The following is a 21169-nucleotide window of genomic DNA, read 5'->3' on the forward strand; positions in this document are numbered from 1 at the left end:
CGCCGGCGGGCCGGTCAGTGCCCGTTCGGCCCTGCCGGACCGATCGTGTGGACCGGGGTGTCCGGAGCGGCGGCGACCGTGCGCAGCAGCAGCGTGAAGCGGGCGCCGAGGTCCTCGACGGTGGGCCGGTCGAACAGCTCCGTCCGGTATTCGATCCGCCCGTCGAGGCCGTGGCAGGTGCCGTCGGCGTCCCGTCGCTCGAACAGGCCGAAGGTCAGCTCGGACCCGGCGGCGTCCCCGCCGACCAGGTCCACCGCGGCGGACACGCCCGGTAGTTCCAGCCTCTCGGGGAGGGACGGGGTGAGAACCAGCATCACCTGGAACGGGGACCGGCCGAACACGGCCTGCCCGCTCGCCGCCCGCCGTGGCCCCTGCGCCTCCATGACCAGGTCGAAAGGCACGTCCCTATGGGCGAAGGCCGCCAGATCGGCCTGCCTGACCCGGCCGAGCAGCTCCCGGAAGGTCGGCTCCCCCGAGGTGTCGGTGCGCAGGAGGAGCGTGTTCACGAAGAAGCCGACGAGGCCGTCGAGCTCCGCGTCCGCGCGGTCGGAGACCGCCGTGCCGACCGGGATGTCCGTACCCGCGCCCAGGCGGGTGAGCAGCGCGGCCAGTGCGGCGTGCGCCACGAGGAAGAGGCTGGACCGCTCGGCCGCGGCCACCTCCAGGAGCCGCCGGTGCACGTCCGCGGGGACGGTGAAGGCGACCGTGTCGCCGCCGGTGTGCGCCGGGCGCCCGGACGGCGACCGCTCAGGACGGTCGGCGGGCAGCGGGATGCGTTCCGGAAGGTCCGCCAAAACCTTGTCCCAGTAGGCGAGTTGACCGGACCGCAGTGCGCTGGGCTCGCTGTCGGTGCCGAGCAGTTCGTGCTGCCAACCGGTGTAGTCGGCGTACTGGGTGGGCAACGGTGACCAGTCCGGGGCGCCACCGGCGGCACGCGCCCGGTAGGCGGTCGCGAGGTCGTCCAGCAGCCTCGGCAGCGAGGCGCGGTCGCAGGCGATGTGGTGGAGCAGCAGGAGCAGCGTCTGGCCGCCCGCCGCCTCCGCGGTGAAGAGGACCGCGCGCAGCGGGAGTTCGCTCTCCAGGCGGAAGGGCCGGGCGGCCGCGGCGCGGAGCGCGTCCGCCGTCCGGTCCGGGGCGGGGGTTTCGACCGTGAGCGCCGGGCGCGCGGCCTCGGCCGGCAGGATGTGCTGGACCGCCCGGCCGTCCCGCCGCTGGATGAGGGTGCGCAGGGTTTCGTGCCGCTCCGTGAGGTCGCCCAGGGCGGCGCGGAGCGCCTCCTGGTCCAGTTCGCCTTCGCAGCGGAGCACCAGGGGGACGTTGTAGGTGCTGTCGGGGCCGGCGAGCTTGTACAGGAACCAGAAGCGCCGCTGGCCGTAGGAGAGCGGGACCGGCTCGGGGCCTCGGTGCCGGGCGAGCGGAAGCCGGGGGACGGGCCGCGGCCCCGTTGCCCCGGAGGTGCTGCCCGGATGATCCGGGTTGCTGAGATGGGCGGCGAGCCCGGCGACGGTCGGGTGGACGAAGACGTCCCTGACGTCCGGCTCCGCCCGTGCGCCGAGGCCGGCCCGGCGCACCATGCTGATCAGCCGCGTCGCCAGCAGGCTGTCGCCCCCGAGGTGGAAGAAGTCGTCTTCGGCGCCCACCTGTTCCACGGCGAGCAGTTCGGCGTACAGCCCGGCCAGCTCGGCTTCCAGCGGCATGTCCGGGGCGCGCGACGGTGTGTGCGCGTGGGCGTGCGGGGAGGGCAGCGCCGCCCGGTCCAGCTTCCCGTTGGGGGTGAGCGGCAGCCTGTCGAGCGGGACGAACAGGGAGGGGACCAGGTGCGCCGGGAGCCGCTCGCGCAGCCATTCCCGCAGCCGGGCGAGAGCGGGCCCGGGGTCGTCGCCCGCCGCCTCGCGGGTGAGGACGGCGTAGGCCACCAGCCGTGCGGCCCCCTCCGCTCGCGTACCGCCGTCCGTACCGGCGCGGGACGGGCCGGTCGGCGGACCGGAGCTCGCCAGCACGGCGCCGCCCGTGACCCCCGGGGCGGCGAGCAACGCCGCCTCGGCCTCGGCCGGTTCGATGCGGAAGCCACGGATCTTGACCTGGTCGTCGGACCTGCCCAGATACTCCAGCGACCCGTCCCGGCGGGCCCGCACGAGGTCGCCCGAGCGGTACAGCCTGGACCCGGCGGGTCCGAAGGGGTCGGCCACGAAGCGTCGCGCCGTCAGCGCCGGACGGTGCAGATAGCCCATGGCCACCCCGGAACCCGCGATGTACAGCTCACCGACCACCCCGGGCGGTACCGGGCGCAGCAGGTTGTCCAGCGCGTACAGCCGGGTGCCGGCGACGGCCTGGCCGATCGGGACGACCCGCGCCGCGTCGTGGTGCTGGTCGTGGTCGTGGTCCAGGACGAGCCGGGTGGACTGGACCGAGGTCTCGGTGATGCCGTACATGTTGACGAGGGCGGGCGTGGGGCCCGGGTGCCGCCCGTACCAGGAGCGCACGACGCCGAAGGACAGCGCCTCGCCGCCGAAGATGATCCAGCGCAGGACCAGATCCCGCCACCGCTCCGGTTCCTCGGCCTCGGCCAGGTCCAGCGAACGGAACGCGGAGGGCGTCTGGTTGAGCACCGTCACGCGCTCGCGCACCAGCAGGTCGAGAAAGGCTCCGGGGGACCGGCTCACCTCGCGCGGGACGATCACCAGCCGGCCGCCGTGCGCGAGGGCGCCCCACATCTCCCACACGGAGAAGTCGAAGGCGCAGGAGTGGAACATCGTCCAGGTGTCCTCGGGGCCGAAGCCGAACTCGGCGGCGCCGTCCCGCAGCAGTGCCACCGGACCGCGATGCGGGACCACCACGCCCTTGGGGCGGCCGGTGGTCCCGGAGGTGTAGATGACGTAGGCCGCCTGGTCGGGCACCATCGGCCCGCCGCGCTCCGCGTCCGTCAGGTCGGTGTCGCCGTCCGCCGGGCCGGCGTCGCCCGCCGCCGCGGTCGCGGCGGCTTCCGTCGGGTCGGTCCCGGAGAGCACGCAGACCGGCCGGGCATCGGCGAGGATCCGTTCCGTGTGCTCCGGCGGCCATTCCGGGTCGAGCGGAAGGTAGGCCGCGCCGGTCTTGGACACCGCCAGGATCGCGGTGATCAGCTCCGCGGAGCGGGGGAGCAGCACGGCGACTCTGGCTCCGGGTCCCGCGCCGCGCCGGATCAGGGTCCTGGCCAGCCGGTTGGCGCCCGCGTTGAGCTCGGCATAGGTGAGCCGCCGGTCACCGTGGCCGACCGCCGGGGCCTGTGGTGTCAGCGCGGCCCAGTGCTCGAACAGCTCGGGGAGCGTACGGGAGGGTGCGGGCGTGCCGACGGCCGGCACGAGCAGCCCGCGCTCCCGCGGTGTCAGCAGGTCCAGCTCTCCGACGCGGCGCCGGGGTGCGTCGATCAGCTGGTCGAGCAGGCGTACGCAGCGGTCGGCCTCGGCCGCGACCTCCTCGGGTTCGTACCTCCCGGCCTCGGCGTGCACCTCCACCATCAGGCCGGACCGGCCGTGGGCCGGCCTGATCATGACGGAGAGGTCCTCCACCACGCCGGTGTTCAGCTGCCGGAGCGTCATCGGCCGGCCGGCGAAACCCCGGCCGAAGCTGAAGGGGACGATGTTCGCGGTCAGTTGGTACGGCGCGGGCGCGGACCCGGTGAAGCCGAGATCGCGGCGGAGGTCCTCGTACCGGTAGCGCTGGTGGCCGAGGGCGAGGGCGGTCGCCTCGCCGACGGTCCGGATCAGCTCGCCGGTCGACCGGCGCGGGTCGACCGGCACCCGCAGCGGGACCACGTTCGACGCCGCGCCGGCCACGGCGCCCATCGTCCTGGAGGTGCGGGCGCCGACCGGGAACCCCACGACGACCTCGTCGCCCCCGCCGGTGCGGGCGTGGTCCAGCAGGACGGCGGAGGCGGTCGCCACCGCCGTCCAGGGGACGTCGAGGGCGGAGGCGCGGGCGCGGAGGGCGGCCACCCGGTCCTCGGGCAGCCGGGCCGCGACGCGCACCGGTGCCCCGCCCGTCGGGCCGGTGCCGGTCCGGCCGGGTACGGCGGGCCGGGACGTACCCGGTCCGCCTGCCGCCTGCCAGCCGGCCATCCTCGCCATCCAGAACGCACGGTCGGCCTCGAAGCCGGGCGAGCGGCGGTAGGCTCGTTCGGCGTTGAGCAGGGTGTCCAACGGCACCTGGTGGCCGGGCCGCGGGGCCTCGCCGCGCTCCAGCGCCGCGTAGATCTCGCCGAGCCGCCGGGCGAACAGCGCCAGGCCGAAGCCGTCCACCACCAGGTGGTGGACGAGCAGGTACCAGCAGACCCGGTCCTCGGAGAGGCGCAGGAACGCCGTTCTGAACGCCGGGCCGTTCTCCAGGTCGAGCGGGCGCGGGATGTCCTCCCGCATCCAGTCCAGGGCGGCGGCCACCGGCGCGGGTTCCCGCCGGAAGTCGACGACCGGAATGTGCCAGGCGGGAAGGGGGCCGGCCCATTGCCTCGGCTCCCCGGAGGCGGTGACGGAGAACCGGGACCTGAACGGCTCGGTCTCCGCCACGGCGAACCGGAATGCCGCCTCGTACAGCTCCGGATCGAGGTCTCCGGCGACATCGAACGCACTCGCCAGCTGGTACCGGACCACGGGCGCCAGCTGCTGTGCCATCCAGATGCCGTGCTGTGTCGTGGTGAGCGGCAACGACGGGTGTTCCGCCACGTGCCCGTGCTCCGGCTCGTTCCTCACGGAGTGTTCACCGACCCCTTCTGTGACGTCCTGGAGGCCCAGCGTTCGACGAGTACGCGGCCGAGGTCCCCGAGCACCGCGGGGCTTCCCATCCCGCTGTGCGCGCAGTCGACCGGCAGGGCTTCGAGCGACCCCTTGACCAGCGGGCGCCACAGGCCGAGCGCGGTCTCGGGCGAGTGTTCCCGCGCGGTGAACAGCACCGCGTCGCCGCCGAACGGGCGCGGCTCGTGCAGCCCGGCGATCCGCGTGCTGTTGGTGAAGGTCCGGGCCAGCGCGGCGACCCGCTGCTCGTCGAAGGAGGCCAGCGGCCCCTCCTGGGCGCGGGCGATCTCCACGAACCGCTGGTACGTCAGCGACTCCCCCGCCCACCCGGCGGGGTCGTGGCCGAAGAGCTCCAGGAGCATCCCGAGGATGTCCCGGCCGGCGACCGAACCCGGCGCGGCCTCGGCCGAGGCCGCGGCGTCGGCGGCGTCCCCGCCCAGCGGGTAGGCATCCAGGATCGCCAGTGTCTCCACCGACTCGCCGCTCTCCTCCAGCTGCACCGCCATCTCGTGGGCGACCACCCCGCCGAAGGACCAGCCGAGGAGGTGGTAGGGGCCCGTGGGCCGGACGGACCTGACCTGGTCCAGGTAGTCCGCCGCCATCGCCCGCAGGGACGCCGGCAGAACGTCGGGGCCGTCCAGCCCACGGGCCTGCAGGCCGTAGACCGGCCGATCGGCGCCGAGCGGCGAGGTGAGTCCCGCGTAGCACCAGGAGTAGCCGGCCGCCGGGTGCACGCAGAACAGGGGGGCCAGTTCGCCCGACTCCCTCAGCGGCAGCAGGACCGTGCTGGCGGCTTCTTCGGGCCTCTCCCGGACGCGCTGCGGCCCGTTGCCAGGGGAACCGGCGATCGCGGCCGGTGCCTCCGTACGGTTCGTGCCGCGCGCCGTCCGGGCCAGTGCCGCGACCGACTGGTGCTCGAAGATGTCCTGGGGTGTCAGGACCAGACCCGCCCGCCGCAGCCCGCGCAGCAGCTGGACCGACATGATGCTGTCGCCGCCGAGGTCGAAGAAGCTGACGTCCGGGGCGACTTCGGCGAGCCCGAGCACCTCGCGGAACACCCGCGCTATCCGCTCCTCCCCCGGTCCGTCGGCGCTCTGCGGTCCGGCCTCCTCCGGCCGTGCCTCCGCCGGCGTCCTCGCCCGGTCCAGCTTGCCGCCGCCCGTACGCGGCAGCGCGGCGGCGGCCCTCAGCTCGGCCGGTACCAGATGGGCCGGCAGGCGCTCGGCCGCCCAGTCCCGCAGCACGTGACCAGCGGGGAGACGGGCTCCCGCCGCGGGCACCAGGTGGGCGACGAGCCGCGCGCCGCCACTCGTCCCCTTCCTGTCCACGAGACCGACCATGGCTTCGGCGACGTCGGGGTGCCGGGCGAGGACCGCCTCCACCTCGCCGGGTTCGACGCGGAAGCCGTTGACCTTGACCTGGGCGTCGGCGCGGCCGAGGAAGTCGAGCTGCCCGTCCGGGCGTCGGGCGGCCAGATCACCGGTCCGGTACATCCGCTCGCCGGGCGGGCCGAAGGGGTCGGCGACGAAACGCTCCGCACTCAGCCCGGGACGGCGCAGGTATCCCCGGGCCAGGCCGCCGCCCGCCAGGTACAACTCGCCCTGGCGGCCTGCCTCCACCTGCTGGAGCGAGCTGTCGAGCACGTAGGCGCGCATGTGGCCCAACGGCCGTCCGATGGGCGGTGCCCCCTCCGGCACCCGGACGGTGGCCGCGGTGGCGTAGACGGTCGCTTCGGTGGGGCCGTACAGGTTGAGCAGCCGGGTACCGGGCATGACCTCCCGGATCCGTGCGGCGAGGGAGGCGGGAAGTGCCTCACCGCACATCGCGACCGTCGTGGCCGACAGCTGGAGACCGCCGCTCTCCATCAGCCTGGAGAGCACGGAGGGGACGGCGCACAGCAGCCCGCCCGACCAGCGTGGCGGGTCCCCGTCGAGCAGCGACAGGAGACTGCCGACCACCTCGACGCTGCCGCCGGCCGCCAGCGCCGGGAAGATCTCGGCCACCGACATGTCGAAGCTGAAGGAGGTCGCCGCCAGCGAGTGGGCCAGCGAACCGGCCCCGAACTCGGCGGCCGCCGAGCCGACCAGCTCCACCGCACCGCGGTGCGGCACCACGACCCCCTTGGGCGTTCCCGTGGAGCCGGAGGTGTAGATGACGTACGCGGGATGCGCGGGCCGCAGCGGTTCGGCGCGGTCGGCGTCGGAGGGTGCCGTGGGCGAGAGGCGTTCCAGCTCCTCGGCGATCGCGGGGTCGTCGAGCCGGATGAACGTGCTCGGCCGGCTCGCGCCGCCCGTGCCGTGCGGGGCGACGGCGGTCTCGGTGAGCACGCACCGGGGTGCCGCGTCCTCGATCATGAAGCGGAGCCGCTCGGCCGGGTAGCCGGGGTCGAGCGGCAGGTACGCGGCGCCGGACTTGAGCACCGCGAGCATCGCCACCAGCGTCCCGGCGGACCTGGGGAGCAGCAGCCCCACGACCGATTCCGGTCCGGCGCCCCGGTCGAGCAGCAGCCGGGCCAGCCGGTTGGCCCGCTCGTGGAGTTCCCGGTACGTGAGCCTCTCGTCGGCGCCGATGACGGCGACCGCGTCGGGGTGGCTCCGGGCGGCGGACTCCAGCAGCTCGGTGAGCGTGCGTCCGGACGCCGGGCGGTCCGGGGCGGCGGGGGCGGTCGCGTGCCGTGGCGCGTACTCGTAGAAGCCACTGCCCGACTTGCGCCCCACCTTGCCCTCGGCGACGAGACGGGCCAGCAGGGGGCAGGGCCGGAAGCGGTCCTCTCCGGTGTGCCGGCGCAGCACCTCCAGCGAGTCGGCGATGGTGTCGAGGCCGATCAGGTCGGCCGTGCGCAGCGGGCCCATGGGGTGGCCGAAGCAGTCCTGGAAGATACGGTCCACGGTCTCGGCGTCGGCGGTTCCCTCACCCAGCACCGCGGCCGCCTCGTTGAGCGTCAGCATCAGCACCCGGTTCGTCACGAAGCCGGGGGCGTCGCGCACCACGAGTGCGTGCTTTCCGGCGTGGGCGAGAAACTGTTCCGTGCGCTCCAGGGTGAGATCGCTGGTCTCCGGGGCGCGAACAACCTCCACCGCGGACTTGAGCGGCGCCGGGTTCATGAAGTGGGTGCCGATGACCCGGTCGGGGCGGCCGGTGAACGACCCGAGGCGGCCGACCGGAATGCACGAGGTGTTGGACGCGAAGATCGCCTCGGGTCCGCAGATCCGGTCCAGTTCGCGCAGGATCCCCTCCTTGACGCCCTCGTCCTCCCGGGCGCACTCCACCACCAGGAGAGCGGTGGCCAGGTCGGCGAGGTCGTCGGACCAGCGCACGAGGGACTCGGTACCGGGTGCGGGCGCGCTCGCCCGTTCCGGTGCCCCGGCCCGTCGGCCCAGCAGCCTGGCGGTCCTGATTCCGGCGCGGAGCCGGGCCGGCGCGGAGGCCAGCGCCCCGGGGTCGTTGTCGACGACGACCACGGGGTGGCCGGCCGCCGCGAAGCACTGCGCCACACCGACCCCCATCGTGCCCGCGCCGACGACGCCCACCGGTGCCCCGGCCGGGACGGTCCGCTCGGCCGGTGCCCCGGACGGGACGGGAGCGGGGTCCGGTCGCTCCATGGCCGGCCCGGCCCCCGGGGGAGGTCCGCAGGGAAGCTCGTCGCAGCGCGCCTCCGGGTTGTCCGCCACGGCGTGCAGCAGCGCCACGAACGCCTCGGACATGGCGGAGATCGTGTCCGCGTCGAAGAGCTGCGTCGCGTACTCCATCATGACCACGAGTCCGTCCTGGTCCGCCTGCTCGCCGACGACCATCGAGATGTCGTACTTGGCGGTGCCGGGGGGCAGCCCGGGGAAGTGCCGGCCGCTCTCCGGGTCGTAGGCGGGTGTCACGGCGATCTCGCCGAAGTCGGCCGCCGGTGGCAGCGTCTGATGCACGTACATCACGTCGAAGAGAGGGCTGCGGCTCGGATCGCGGTCCGCCGCGACCTCGCGCACGACCCTGGCGAACGGGACCTCCTGGTGGTCGAGCGCGCCGAGTACCACCCCGCGCACCCGGCGCAGCAGCTCGCGGAAGCCCGGTTCGCCCGACAGGTCGGAGCGCAGCGCGACGGTGTTGTTGAAGTAGCCGAGCAGATTCCACAGTTCGGGGCGGTTGCGGCCGAGGGTCGGGGTGCCGACGACGATGTCCCGCTGGCCCGACCAGCGTGCGAGCAGCACGTTGAGCGCGGCGAGCAGCACCATGAACAGGGTGGCCGTCTCCCGGCCGCCCACCTCGCGCAGCCGCTGCACCAGTGGGCCCGGAACGGCGAACCAGTGGGTCGCACCCGCGAAGTCCCTCCGCTTGGCGCGCGGCCGGTCGGTGGGCAGCTCCAGCGCGGGCGGGTCGCTCAGCCGCTCGCGCCAGTAGCTCAGTTCACCGTCGAGGCGGCCGTCCGCCAGCAGTTCGCGCTGCCAGCGCGCGTAGTCCGCGTACTGCACCGGCAGTGGTTCCATGCGGGGGGCGCGGTTCTCCAGACGGGCCGTGTAGAACTCCAGCAGCTCCCGCATCTGAATCTGCGGCGCCCAGCCGTCGTTCACCGCATGGTGCATGCACGAGCAGACGATGTGGTCGTCTGCACCGATCCGCACCACCGTCACCCGCACGAGCGGTTCGTTGGCGATGTCGAAGACCCAGCGCTTGGCGGCGGTGATGACGGGTCCCGCCGCGGCCTCCGGGTCGTCCTCTTCCGAGACATCCAGATAGGTGAAGAAGTCACCCGGTTCGGGCCGGATCACCAGCCCCGGCCTGCCGTCCTCCTCGACGAGACTGGACCGCAGCACCTCGTGGCGCCGCGCCAGGTCCTCCCAGGCGAGCCGGAAGGTGCCGACGTCCAGGGGGCCGCGGTACCGGGCGGCGCCGGGGAGGTTGTAGAGCGTGGTCTCCGGGTCGAGCTGGTGGTGGAACCACATCCCCTCCTGCCCGTACGACTGCACCGGCTCGCCGCCCGGGACGATCGGCGGCAGCTCGGTGCCGGGCACCTCCGGGGCGACCGGGGCCTGCGGCGCCGGCGCGGGCGCGTGCGGCGCCCGGTCCTGAATGGCCCGCGCGAGCGAGCCGACGACGGGGTGGTCGTAGATGTCCGCCATCTTGAGCCGGACCCCGTACCCCGCCCTCACCCGCTCCAGGAGCTGGAGGGCGATGACGGAGTTGCCGCCGATGGAGAAGTAGTCCGCGTCGGCCGGGACCTCATCCGCGTGCAGCAGCTCGACGAGGGTGTCCCGCAGCCAGTCCAGTACGGTCCGGGGCTCCCCGGTCCGTTGCCCGCCGTGCGCGCGGACCGGTTTCCCGGCGGCAGGCACCGCAACCGGAGCGGTGGCGGCGGCCGGATCGGGAGCGGCAGTGGGCCGCCGGGGTGGTGCTTCGCCGGAGGGCGGCAGCTCATCCGGTGGCCCGGCCCAGCAGCGGACGCCGGTGGACGGATGCCCCGGCAGCGGAACCCGGCCCGCCGAGGGGTCGTCCCGCAGCGCCGCCCAGTCCAGGCCGACGCCTTCCTCGTACAACCGGCCCAGCAGCTCCAGCACGGCGACGTCGGTGCCGGCCGCACCGGGCTCCGGACGGAGCACGCGGGCGTCCGCGCGGTCGTGGAGGTGAGCCGCCAGGCGGTCGCTGATCTCGCCACGGGCCGCCAGCTCCACGAACACCACGGGGCCCTCGGAAAGCTGTTCCTCCGCCGCCGCGTGGAGCTGCTCCGCCCGCAGCGGGTCGCCCGCCACCGCCGGGTCCTGCCCGCTCTGCGCCCGCCGCAGCGTGGCGGTGTCCTCGGTGCTCAGACCGCCCCGCAGGTACCGGGCGGTGTAGCGGGAGATCCCCGAACTCATCAGCCCGTCCGGCGAGACGCCCGCCCGGACCAGCCGCCGGTACGTCGCGAGCTGACCGCCGGCCGTCGCGGCGCGGTCGGCCGGTACGGGCAGCTCCTCCGGCAGCTCATCGCGCGGCCCGGCGGGGGTGGCGTCCGCGGAGAGCAGGAAGACCACCCGGGGCGCGGCCGGGGAACCGGTGGCGGCCGCGGAGGTCACCTCGCCCCGGCGCCAAGTGACCTCCGCGGCCAGCCGCGCGGCGAGCTCAGAGGTGTCCCGGGCGACCACCGACGCACGGTGGGGGCCATGGTCCCTGCCCTCGTTCAGGGTCCGCGCGACGCCGGCCGGCGGGAGGGGGGCGCCGCGCAGTTCGAGCGACAGCCGCTCGCACTGGGCGAGCAGGCCGGCCCGGCTGCGGGCGGACACCGCGAACAGCTGCGGGCGGCCGGCGGCGGGTGGTGCCGGGGTGGCCGCCGGGGGCTGCTCCACCACGCAGTGCGCGTTGACGCCGCCGAGGCTGAAGGAGCTGACGCCCGCCCGGCGCGGCTCGTCGCCCCACTGTTCGAGCGAGGTGACGACCTCAAGACGGGCGCCTTCGAGGTCGACCTCGTCGGCGGGCTCCTCGAAGTGCAGCGAGGGGTACAGCTCGCCGTGGTGCACGCTGAGTACCGCCTTGATCAGCCCGGCGATCCCCGCGGCGTGGTCCAGGTGCCCGATGTTGGTCTTGACCGAGCCCACCTTCACCGTGCGGTCGCCGTCCGGGCGGGCGAGGGCCAGGCCCTCGGCCTCGACCGCGTCGCCGAGCCGGGTCCCCGAACCGTGGGTCTCGATGTATCCGGCGTCCGCCGGGTCCAGCGAGGCGGTGCGCCACGCCTTGGTGATGACCCGGGCCTGCGAGCGGGCACTCGGGGTGCTGATGGTCGCGGAGTGCCGGCCGTTGTGCGCCACGGCGCTGCCACGGATCACGGCGTGGATGAACGCGCCCTCCGCCAACGCCCGCTCCAGCGTGGCGAGGAGCACCACCCCGCCGCCCTCGCCGGCACCCGCGCCGTCCGCGGCGCGGTCGAACGCGCGGGAGCGGGCCGTCGGCGAGGCGATGCCGGGGAAGTCGGCCACCGCGGCGACGGGCGGCACGACGTGGCGGAGCTGCACCCCGCCCACGACGGCGTAGTCCGCCTCGTCGTCGGCGAGTTCACGGCAGGCCTGGTGCACGGCGACGAGCGAGCCGTTGCAGCCGGTGTCCACGCCGTAGCTGGGTCCGGTGAATCCGAAGAGGTGGGAGATCCTGGAGGGCAGGGCGCAGGGGATGTTTCCGGTCATGCCGAGGGTGCCGTGCTCGCGCACCAGGGGTGCGTAGCCGTTGCTCGGCGAACTGAAGATCACCGCTGTCCGGCTGTCCCGGAGCCCCGAGGGTGCGTATCCGGCGTTCTCCAGAACCTCCTGGGTGAGCTGGAGCGCGAGCCGGTGCTGCGGGTCCGTCACCTCCGCCTCGCGCCGGGAGAGGCCGAAGAACGTGTGGTCGAAGAGGTCGATCCGCTCCAGGTAGCCCATCTCCGGGTAGTCGTGCCGGGGATCGAGCCCGGTGCCGCGCGCCCGTTCCTCGGGGATCGGGCGCACCGAGTCCCTCCCCGCCCGCAGGTTCGCGTGGAAGGCGGCAAGGGAGTCCGCCTGCGGGAATCTGGTGGCGATGCCGATCACTGCGATGGCCGGCCGGCCGTGTGTCACACCCGTACCACTCATGTCGCCTCTCCGTTCATGCGTGTCAGAGCTCGTAGGTGACCGGTGCGGCGGGTTCCTCGTCCCGGGTGCGCTCGCCGAGGCGCTCCGCGATCAGCTGTGCCTGGGCGGCGATGGTGATGTAGTCGAACAGCTCGCCCACCCGCAGCGCCTCGGGCCAGAGCCCGTCCAGCCTGTCGAACAGGTCGATGACCTTGACCGAACTCCCGCCGACGGCGAAGAAGTTGTCGTCCGGGGTGGAGCCGGAGTGCCCGAGGACCTCCGCCCAGACCCGGGCCACGGCGGGTCGGTGGCCGCTCCATTCGCCGTCCGCGGCGCCCTCGGAGCCCTGCCGGTCCGTCGGGATCAGGGTGCGGAGCGCGGCCCGGTCCGCCTTGGTGCTGCGGTCCAGCGGCATGTGGCCGACCCGTACGAACAGGGTCGGTGTGGCCTGCTCCACCAGCCGGCCCCGGCAGTGTCGGCGCAGCTCCGCGGCGTCCGGCGGGGTGCTGCCGGGTGCCGGCAGCACGAAGGCGATCACCTGGGGCTCGCCCTGCCCGGCACGCTCGCAGAGCACCACGGCCTGCTCCACGCCCGGATGGTGTTCCAGCACGCTTTCGATCTCGCCGAGTTCGATCCGCATCCCGCGGATCTTGGCCTGGTTGTCCGTTCTGCCGTGGTAGTGCAGCGCGCCCCGCTCGTCGACGCTGGCTACGTCCCCGGTCCGGTAGAGGCGCCCGCCCGGACGCCGCCCGTACGGGTCCGCGACGAATCGCTCGGCCGTACGGGCCGGCTGGTTCGCGTAGCCGATCGCCACCAGCGAGCCGCCGACGTAGAGCTCGCCCCGCTCCCCGGGCGGCACCTCACGCAGCCGCTCGTCCAGTACCAGGGTCCGCACCCCCGGCCAGGGCCGCCCGATGGGGACCCGGTCCCCGGCCGGGCCGGGATCGGTCTCCACCGTGCAGGCGATGGTCGTCTCCGTGGGCCCGTACTCGTTGACGATCGGTACCCGGGGCAGCCGCTCGCGGTGTGCGGCCACCAACCGGGGGGTGCAGACCTCGCCCCCCACGACCACCAGGCGCAGCGTGTCGGGCAGACCACCCGGGTCCTGGAGGACAGCCCGGTAGTAGGAGGGGATGTTGAACAGGTGGGTCACACGGTGTTCCCTGGCCAGCCGGACGAACTCCGTCACCCGCGCGAGCTGCCGGGGATCGGGGAGCACCAGCGTGTGACCGCCGGTGAGCGACCAGAACATTCCGCCCAGGATCCCGTCGAAGGACAGCCGCAGCGCGATCAGGAAGACGGAGCGCTCGGTGCCGTACACCGGCCCCCGGCAGCCGATGGACGCCGCGAGCTGTTCCCGGCCGACCAGCACGCCTTTCGGCACACCGGTGGACCCCGAGGTGTAGGCGATGTAGGCGGGGCTCGTCCCCTGGTCCGGCGGGGACGGCTCCGCGGGCAGCGCCCGGCCCGCCTGGACGAGCCGGGTCAGCGGGAGGTCCGCCGCGTCCAGGACCACCGGAGGGCCGGCCATCTCCGCGAGCGCGGAGGCCGGTACCGCGTCGTCGCCCTCGCTCAGCACCACCGCGCAGTCGACGTCCCGGCAGAGCGCCTCGAACCGCCCCACGGGCAGGTCCGGTTCCAGGACCGCCCAGGTGGCGCCGGTGCGCAGTGCGGCGAGCATGGCCACCACGGACAGGGCGCTCTGCTCCGTCCGGACACAGACGACCCGGCCCGGCCGCAGCCCGTGCCGCCGCAGCAGCCGCGCCAGACCGGCCGTGGCGTGGTCGAGCTCGCGGTACGTCAGCGACTCCCCGCCGACCACGAGCGCGGTCTCCTCTGGCACCGCGGCCACCTGGCTGCGGAAGGCGGCCCACACGGGCCGTACCTGCGCCGGGGTCTCCGCCAGGGCCTCTGCCGAGGTCTCCGCAGTGGCCTCCGCGCGGACGGACCCACCGGTGCCACCTGGATGCCGGGTCATCGCGGCCTCGCTTCCTGTGTCGTTTCCCGTGCCGGGCGTTCCGCACCGACGATCACGCGGGTGTGGCCCGGGGCCTTGCCCTGCGGGCGCCGCGGGTCCACGGCGAGCACCAGGCGGTCCTGCTCCCCGGCCGTCGTCGCGTAGCCGGCGAAGCGCATGGTGACCAGCAGGTTCCGGTTGGCCTCTGTCGGGGTGAAATGCGCGACCGGGCGTCGGCCGTCCGCCAGTGCCCGCCGGATCAGGTGGTGCAGCAGCACGCTCCCCGCCCCGCGCGAGGCGACCCGGCAGGACATCAGCATCAGCCGCAGGACCGAGTCCCGCCCGATGAGTTCGTTGACGGACAGGCCGATGATCCCGTAGTCGCCGAAGCGGTCCCTGAGCCTGGCCAGCAGCACCTGATGGTCCGGGGACGCGCTCAGCCGCCGCAGTTCGTCAATGCCGTAGGTCAGCCCGGTGCTGTTGAGCTGATGGGTGCGGACGGTCAGCTCGCTCGCCCGGGACAGGTCCTCCTCCGTAGCCGGGCGGACCTCCATGACCAGGCCGAGCGAGTCGAGGAACGCCTCGCGCCCTTCGGTGAACTCCTCCTCGGCCTCGTGGCGTTGCCACTCGGTCTGATAGAGCCGGCGCCGTCCGGTGGCCTCCGCGGTGATGTGCTCCGGCCGGAACTCCGCCAACTCCGGCAGCTGTCCGACCTCCGCCGCCCGGTAGCAGCGGACCATCGGGAGTTCGCTCGCGACCTCGGCCCGCTCCACCGGGTCGTTGTCCACGAAAGCGATGGTGTCCAGACCGATGTTGAGGGCCTTCGCGATCCGGCGCACCGAGGCGGACTTGGCACCCCAGCCCACCCGCACCGCGCAGAACCACTCGGCCAGCCCGCGTTCCGTCAGATGACGGCCGGTGACGCTCCGCTCGCCGCGGCCGGCGGCGGCGTGCAGGATGCCGCGACGGTCCAGCTCGGCCAGGGTCTCCAGCGCGGCGGGGAAGGGCTCGGGGTCGTCGCCCTCCAGCACCACGCCGTCCCACAGGGTGTCGTCCAGGTCCCACACGAGGCACTTGACGGTCGGAGCGCCGCTCGCCGCCGTCACGACACGGCCCCGGGGAAAGGGGACCCGGCGGGGCGGTCCGTGCCGCGCTCCGCAGCCCCGAAGCGGCGTAACAGCCTTTCGGCTATGTGCAGTTCGGACACCTGCTGCGCTCCTTCGATGATCTCCATGACCTTGGCGTCCCGGAAGTGGCGGCCCGCCCTGCTGTCGGGTGCGCAGCCGGCCGAACCGAGCACCTGGACGGCGTCGCGGCTCGCCGTCGCCGCCGCGGAGGCCGCCGCGTACTTGGCCATGAGCGTCTCCGGCACCCCGTGCCCCGGCCCCGGGGCACGGGCCTCCGCGGCCCTGCGGGCGAGTTCGCGGGCCCCGGCGGCGTCCACCGCCGCCCTGGCCAGCATCGACCGGACCAGCTGGTGATCGCCCAGGAGGGTGCCGCCCTGGCGGCGGGCCGCCGCGTGGGTGGCGGCGTCCTCGACGCACGCCTCCGCCATCCCCACGCACCCCCAGGCGACCGTGAAGCGGCCGTGGTCGAGCGCGGTCCCGATGACATGGGAGAGCCCCAGACCGGGCGGGGCGACCAGCTGACTCCTGGGCACCCGCACACCCTCGAAGGACAGATGGGCGATCCGGGCGGCCCGCATGCCGAGCTGCCCGCGCACCGGCTCCCGCTCGACACCGGCCCGGTCCGCGTCCACGAGCACGGCGGCCGGCTTCCCCTCGTACCTGCCGAGCACCAGGAACACGTCGGCGACCTCGCCGAAGGTGATCCAGCGCTTGCGGCCGCTCACGACCAGTTCCCGGGAGCCGGACCGGCCCAGTGGATCGATACGGGTCTCCACCGAGCCCAGCTCGCTGCCGGCCGCCTGTTCGGTCACCGCGAGGCCTGCGGTCAGCTCGCCGCCGGCCAGCCGGGGCAGCCAGTCGTCCCGCTGCTCCGCCGTTCCCCAGCGCAGCAGCGCCGCCGCGACCATGCCCTGTACGGTCAGCAGCCCGCGCAGGGCGCTGCACTCACCGCCGATCCGTGCGGTGATCTCCCCGAGCGTGAGTGGATCGAGGCCCGCGCCCCCGTACCGCTCGGGCAGGTCGGCGGCGAGCAGTCCCGACGCGGCGAACCGCTGCCGCACCGAATCGGGCAGCCCGCCGTCCTGGTCCCAGCGAGAGGCGCGGGCGCGTGCTTCGGCCGCCGCGTCCTCCGCCGCCCGGAACAGGTCCGGGGGCGGCGCCTCAGGCGTCGCGGCGCCGGGCCCGCCTTCAGGACCCGTCAGCATGCGCCACTCCCCGCCCCGGGGCACCGGCCTTGCGCCTCACGACCTCCGTGATGCGGTGGGCGGTCCTGAAGTTGTCGAGATCCAGGTCCTCGACCTCGATCGTGAGGTCGAAGCGGCCCTCCACGAAGGTCACCAGCTCCAGCGCGAACAGGGAGTCGGCGAAACCCTGCTCAAAGTAGTCGTCGTCCGGCTCGATCCTCCGCCGGAGCGCCGCGCTCAGGAACTCGGTGATCTGCCCTGTGATGTCGTTGGCGTTGTTGATGTCGTTGACGTCGTCGTTCATGCCACGTCCTCCTGTGGACCTGTCTCGACCAGCAGCAGGCTCCAGGCGGCCACCGGGCTGACGTTGATCAGGACCGCGAGGCCGCCGGGGGCCACCTCTTCGCGGTCCAGTGCGGTGCGGAGATTGAGGAATACGTCAATGGGGCCGAGGTGTCCGTACCTCCGCAGGTTCCGCCGGCACGCCGGCAGCAGTTCGATGCCCAGGGAGTCCTCCAGGAAGGTGAATCCCCCCGCGGACAGGTTCTGGCTGACGAAGCCGCCGACATCCTCGCGGACGATCCCGTTGCGGCTCAGCAGGTCGCCGAGCATCGAGGAGAGGCGGTTGCGCGTCTCCATGGCCAGGCGGAAGGAGTAGGTGCTGGGTTCCGTGCACTGTTCGCGCCACTGGGCGGTGGGGCGGTCCCGGTAGTCGACGTGGAACAGGTCCCAGTAACGCCCGTTGCTCAGCTGCGCGATGTCACGTATCCGCATGCTCCCACCGCGGGAGAGCAGCAGCGCCTGCCCGGCGTCGCCGTTCACCGTGACGGGGTGGCGGTAGCGCAGGGCGGCGGCCGGCTTGCTGCCGTGCACGACCAGGACATGGTCCAGGGCGGGGTCCGCGGCCAGCAGTCCGCGGGCCGCCAGCAGGGCCGGGGTGATCGATACGCAGCCGAGCCCGCCCACCGAGAAGGTGAGGGCGCTGTCGGCGCCGAGCAACTGCTGGAGCCGGGTCGCCTCGGAGCTGAGGAACGTCTCCTGGGCCCGCGACTCCACCATCACCAGGGCGCCCAGGTCCCCGGCGCCGAGCCCCGCCTCTTCGAGGGCCCGGCGCGCGGCACGTTCCGCGAGAGTGACGGAGTCGAGCCGGTCGTCCGCCCGGACGGTGTCGATGCCCAGGGCGTCGCGGGTGGCCCGCTCGGTCTCATCGAGCGTCCGCACCCCGGTGACCGGCAGTGTGTGCTCGGGCAGATACCAGGCGGCGCTGCGGATGGCGACGGGTGCCACACCGTGCTGAAGGGCCTGCTGGGACACGGTCGTTCCCTCTCGTCCGAGAGCCGGATGGCCTCAGCGTGCCCTTGGGGTCCCGGAGCCGCCAGGTCTTTAAGCGGACGCCAAATCCACCGGCCGAGCCCTTGCGCGGGGGGCCTCAGCAGTCGCTAGCTCCTGACCGGCCGGGGAGTTCGCGGTACATCTCGGCGAGCAGGAAGGCCAGGTCCAGGGATTGCGTGTGGTTCAGGCGCGGGTCACAGGCCGTCTCGTAGCGCTGGTGCAGGTGCTCGGGAAGGACCGTGTTGCCCCCGCCGATGCACTCGGTGACGTCGTCCCCGGTGAACTCCACGTGGATGCCGCCGGGATGGCTGCCCAGCTCGCGGTGGACCTCGACGAAGCCACGCACCTCGTCCAGGATCGTGTCGAACCTGCGGGTCTTGTGGCCGCTCGCCGCGGTGATGGTGTTGCCGTGCATCGGGTCGCTGACCCAGCAGACCAGCGCACCCTCCGCCTCGACCTTCTGCACCAAGGTGGGCAGCACGTCGCGGATGCGGTCGGCGCCCGCCCTGACCACGAAGGTGAGCCGGCCGGGCTCGCGGCCCGGGTCGAGCCGGTCGAGCAGCGCCATGACGGAGTCGGGGCTGACGGTGGGGCCGATCTTCACCGCGATGGGGTTGGCCACCCGCGAGAAGTACTCGACGTGCGCCCCGTCCAGGTCCCGGGTCCGCTCCCCGATCCACAGCAGATGGCCACTGGTGGCGTACGACCTGCCCGTACCGGGATCGGCGCGGGTCAGGGCCGCCTCGTACTCCAGCAACAGGCCCTCGTGGCTGACGAAGAACTCGGTGGTGCCGAGCTCCCGGGTGTCGACCCCGCAGGCCTGCATGAAGGCCAGGCTGCGGTCGATCGCGTCGGCCAGCCGCTCGTAGCGCTCACCGGCCCGCGAATCCGCCACGAAGCCCTGGTTCCAGGCGTGCACCTGGCGCAGGTCGGCGAATCCGCCGGTGGTCAGGGCCCGGACGAGGTTGAGCGTGATGGCCGACGACTCGTACATCCTGCGCAGCCGGTCCGGGTCGGGCCGCCGGGCCTCGGCGGTGAACTCCGCGCCGTTCACCGCATCGCCCCGGTAGGAGGGCAGTTCTACGCCGCCGCGCCGCTCCACGGCACTGGAACGGGGCTTCGCGTACTGGCCGGCCAGCCGGCCGACCTTGACGACGGGCAGGGCGGTGGCGTGGGTGAGCACCACGGCCATCTGCAGAAGGGTCTTGAGCTTTCCGTGGATGGCCTCGGCCGTCGTCCGCGCGAAGGTCTCGGCACAGTCGCCGCCCTGGAGGAGGACGGCCTCCCCGCGCGCCACCGCGGCCATCCTGCGGCGCAGCAGATCGCATTCGGCGGCGAAGACCAGCGGCGGGGCGAGCTCCAGCTGCCCGGTCGCCGCCCGCAGTGCGGCCCTGTCGGGCCAGTCCGGCTGCTGGGCCGCGGGGAGCCCGCGCCAGGAGTCGCGGGCGTCTTTCATCGCTTCGGGTTCCCTCTTGCTGACTCTCATTGCGGCCTTCCGGGCGGGCGGCGGACAGGGAGGAAGTTCTCAATGGGGCGCGGTGGGGACGACCGGGAATTCGTGTCGCCGATTCAGACGTGCACCAGCTCAATCCAACGAGCCGGTGCGGGTCAAGCGAATCGGGAATGGACCGCATCCGAGGGTGCGGATTGGTCTGGCTCCACCGGCGCACCACTGTTTTGCTGACCGCGGCCGAGCAGAAGTGGGCCGGCCGATAACGCCATCGGCACCGAATTCACGAGGAGTTCACCATGCCGGGAACGAGCAGGATCGGTATCACGGTCACCGATACCGGTCTGCCGCACCACGATCCTCTCGATCTGTACGTACACCTGAGGGAGCTGCTCCCGGTTCAGGACGTATTCCTCTTCGAGAGCGTCGACGGCGCCGCCCGGGACCGCCGCTCGGCCGTCGTCGGCTTCGGCCGGCTGGCCGAGATCCGGGTGTACGACGGCTACGTCGAGATCGACGGGGCCGGTCCGCTCGTCCTGGCCCTGGCACAGGAGGCGGAGTCGCTGGGGATGACCGCCGAGCATCCGGCCGGCTCCGATGTGCGCGGATACCGCTTCACCGGCCCGGACCGGGTGTGGGGCCTGCTCTCGCGGGCGCAGGCCCTCTTCGCCGTGGACACCCGGATCCCGGCGACGTCGTACGCCTTCGGCTTCCTGACCACGCTCGCGTACGAATCCGCCTGGCACATGGAGGAGCTCCCGGACCGCACCAAGGTTCCGCGCGGACCGGACATCACCCTCACGCTCTTCCGGGACACCGTCTGGTACGACCTGTCGTCGGGCCGGGTCCGGCGGCTGACCGCCCGGAGCGACGCCTTCGCCGACGCGCGGGTCGCGGTGGACGTCGCGGCCCTGGCGCGGCGGCCCGGCCCCGCCGTTCCCGAGGCGCCCGCGCCCCTGTCGGTGCACGACAGCGTGGACCGGGAGACCTTCATGGACTGGGCCGACCGGTGCCTGGCCCACATCGGGGTCGGGGACATCTACCAGATCCAGATCGGCCACCGCCTCGACGTGCGTTCCGCGTTGACCCCCGTCGAGGTCTACCGCCGGCTGCGGGAGCGCAACCCGTCGCCCTACATGTACCTGATGCCCCGGGCGGACAGCGTGCTGATCGGCGCCAGCCCCGAGCTGTTCTTCCGCGTCGAGGGGGACACGATCGAGATGCGCCCCATCGCGGGCACCGCGCGGCGCGGCACGGACGAGGAGGAGAACCAGCGGCGCGTCAAGGAGATGCGGGAGAGCACCAAGGAGCAGGCGGAGCACATCATGCTGGTCGACCTGTGCCGCAACGACATCGGCCGGGTGGCGCGCCCCAGCACCCAGCCGGTAGACCGGCTGATGGCGGTGGAGAGCTTCTCGCACGTCTTCCATCTCGTCTCCACGGTCACCGGCCGGCTCCAGGACGGTCTGGACACCTGGCAGGTGGTGCGGGCGACCTTCCCCGCCGGGACGATGACCGGCGCGCCCAAGGTGCGCGCCATGGAGATCATCGACGGGCTCGAAGAGCAGCGGCGCGGGAGCTACGCGGGCGCCGTGGGCCTGGTCGACGTACGCGGCTGGAGCGAACTGGCGCTGTGCATCCGCACCATCGAGTACGACGGGAGCACGTACTCCACCCAGAGCTCGGCGGGCATCGTGGCGCAGTCGGAACCCGCGGCCGAGTGGCGGGAGACGCTGGCCAAGATGGGGGCCGCCTACTGGGCGCTCACCGGTGAGGAGCTGCTGTCGTGAACACCACGGAGCCGAAGGGCGTACC

9 protein-coding genes are annotated in these 21169 nt (G+C 73.5%); 1 reads left to right on the forward strand and 8 read right to left on the reverse strand.

Annotated elements, in window-relative coordinates; translation table 11 throughout:
• Positions 1-14: 14 nt before the first annotated feature.
• From ACIP89_RS16305 to ACIP89_RS16340, 8 genes are all read right to left on the reverse strand, one after another.
• Positions 15-4724 carry an amino acid adenylation domain-containing protein gene (locus tag ACIP89_RS16305; protein ID WP_402115374.1) on the reverse strand — a complete coding sequence of 1570 codons (4710 nt, stop codon included), beginning with the start codon at positions 4722-4724 and terminating at the stop codon, positions 15-17.
• Complete coding sequence (locus ACIP89_RS16310) at positions 4721-12325, reverse strand: amino acid adenylation domain-containing protein (protein WP_402115376.1); 7605 nt, start codon at positions 12323-12325, stop codon at positions 4721-4723. Before ACIP89_RS16310 ends, ACIP89_RS16305 begins: the two co-directional genes overlap by 4 nt.
• A gap of 22 nt (positions 12326-12347) precedes the next feature.
• Positions 12348-14282 (reverse strand): amino acid adenylation domain-containing protein, encoded by a 1935-nt coding sequence (locus ACIP89_RS16315; RefSeq protein ID WP_402115378.1) that lies wholly within the window; start codon positions 14280-14282, stop codon positions 12348-12350.
• On the reverse strand, positions 14279-15367 hold the full coding sequence (locus tag ACIP89_RS16320) for an HAD-IIIC family phosphatase (protein ID WP_402115379.1): 1089 nt from the start codon (positions 15365-15367) through the stop codon (positions 14279-14281). The genes ACIP89_RS16315 and ACIP89_RS16320 overlap by 4 nt, the downstream gene beginning before the upstream one ends.
• On the reverse strand, positions 15364-16593 hold the full coding sequence (locus ACIP89_RS16325; RefSeq protein ID WP_402115381.1) for an acyl-CoA dehydrogenase family protein: 1230 nt from the start codon (positions 16591-16593) through the stop codon (positions 15364-15366). The genes ACIP89_RS16320 and ACIP89_RS16325 overlap by 4 nt, the downstream gene beginning before the upstream one ends.
• A complete protein-coding gene (locus tag ACIP89_RS16330; protein WP_402115383.1) occupies positions 16577-16876 on the reverse strand; it encodes an acyl carrier protein in 300 nt (99 codons plus the stop codon). The genes ACIP89_RS16325 and ACIP89_RS16330 overlap by 17 nt, the downstream gene beginning before the upstream one ends.
• Complete coding sequence (locus ACIP89_RS16335) at positions 16873-17886, reverse strand: 3-oxoacyl-ACP synthase (RefSeq protein ID WP_402115384.1); 1014 nt, start codon at positions 17884-17886, stop codon at positions 16873-16875. Before ACIP89_RS16335 ends, ACIP89_RS16330 begins: the two co-directional genes overlap by 4 nt.
• 115 nt (positions 17887-18001) lie before the next feature.
• Entirely contained in the window at positions 18002-19360 is a 1359-nt protein-coding gene (locus ACIP89_RS16340) for a class II 3-deoxy-7-phosphoheptulonate synthase (protein ID WP_402115386.1), read from the reverse strand.
• Between the two features lie 293 nt (positions 19361-19653).
• Between ACIP89_RS16340 and ACIP89_RS16345 the strand changes: the two genes are divergently transcribed.
• Complete coding sequence (locus ACIP89_RS16345) at positions 19654-21144, forward strand: anthranilate synthase component I family protein (protein ID WP_402115388.1); 1491 nt, start codon at positions 19654-19656, stop codon at positions 21142-21144.
• Positions 21145-21169: the final 25 nt, after the last annotated feature.

The organism is Streptomyces sp. NPDC088730, assembly GCF_044751215.1.
Taxonomy (GTDB): Bacteria; Actinomycetota; Actinomycetes; order Streptomycetales; family Streptomycetaceae; genus Streptomyces.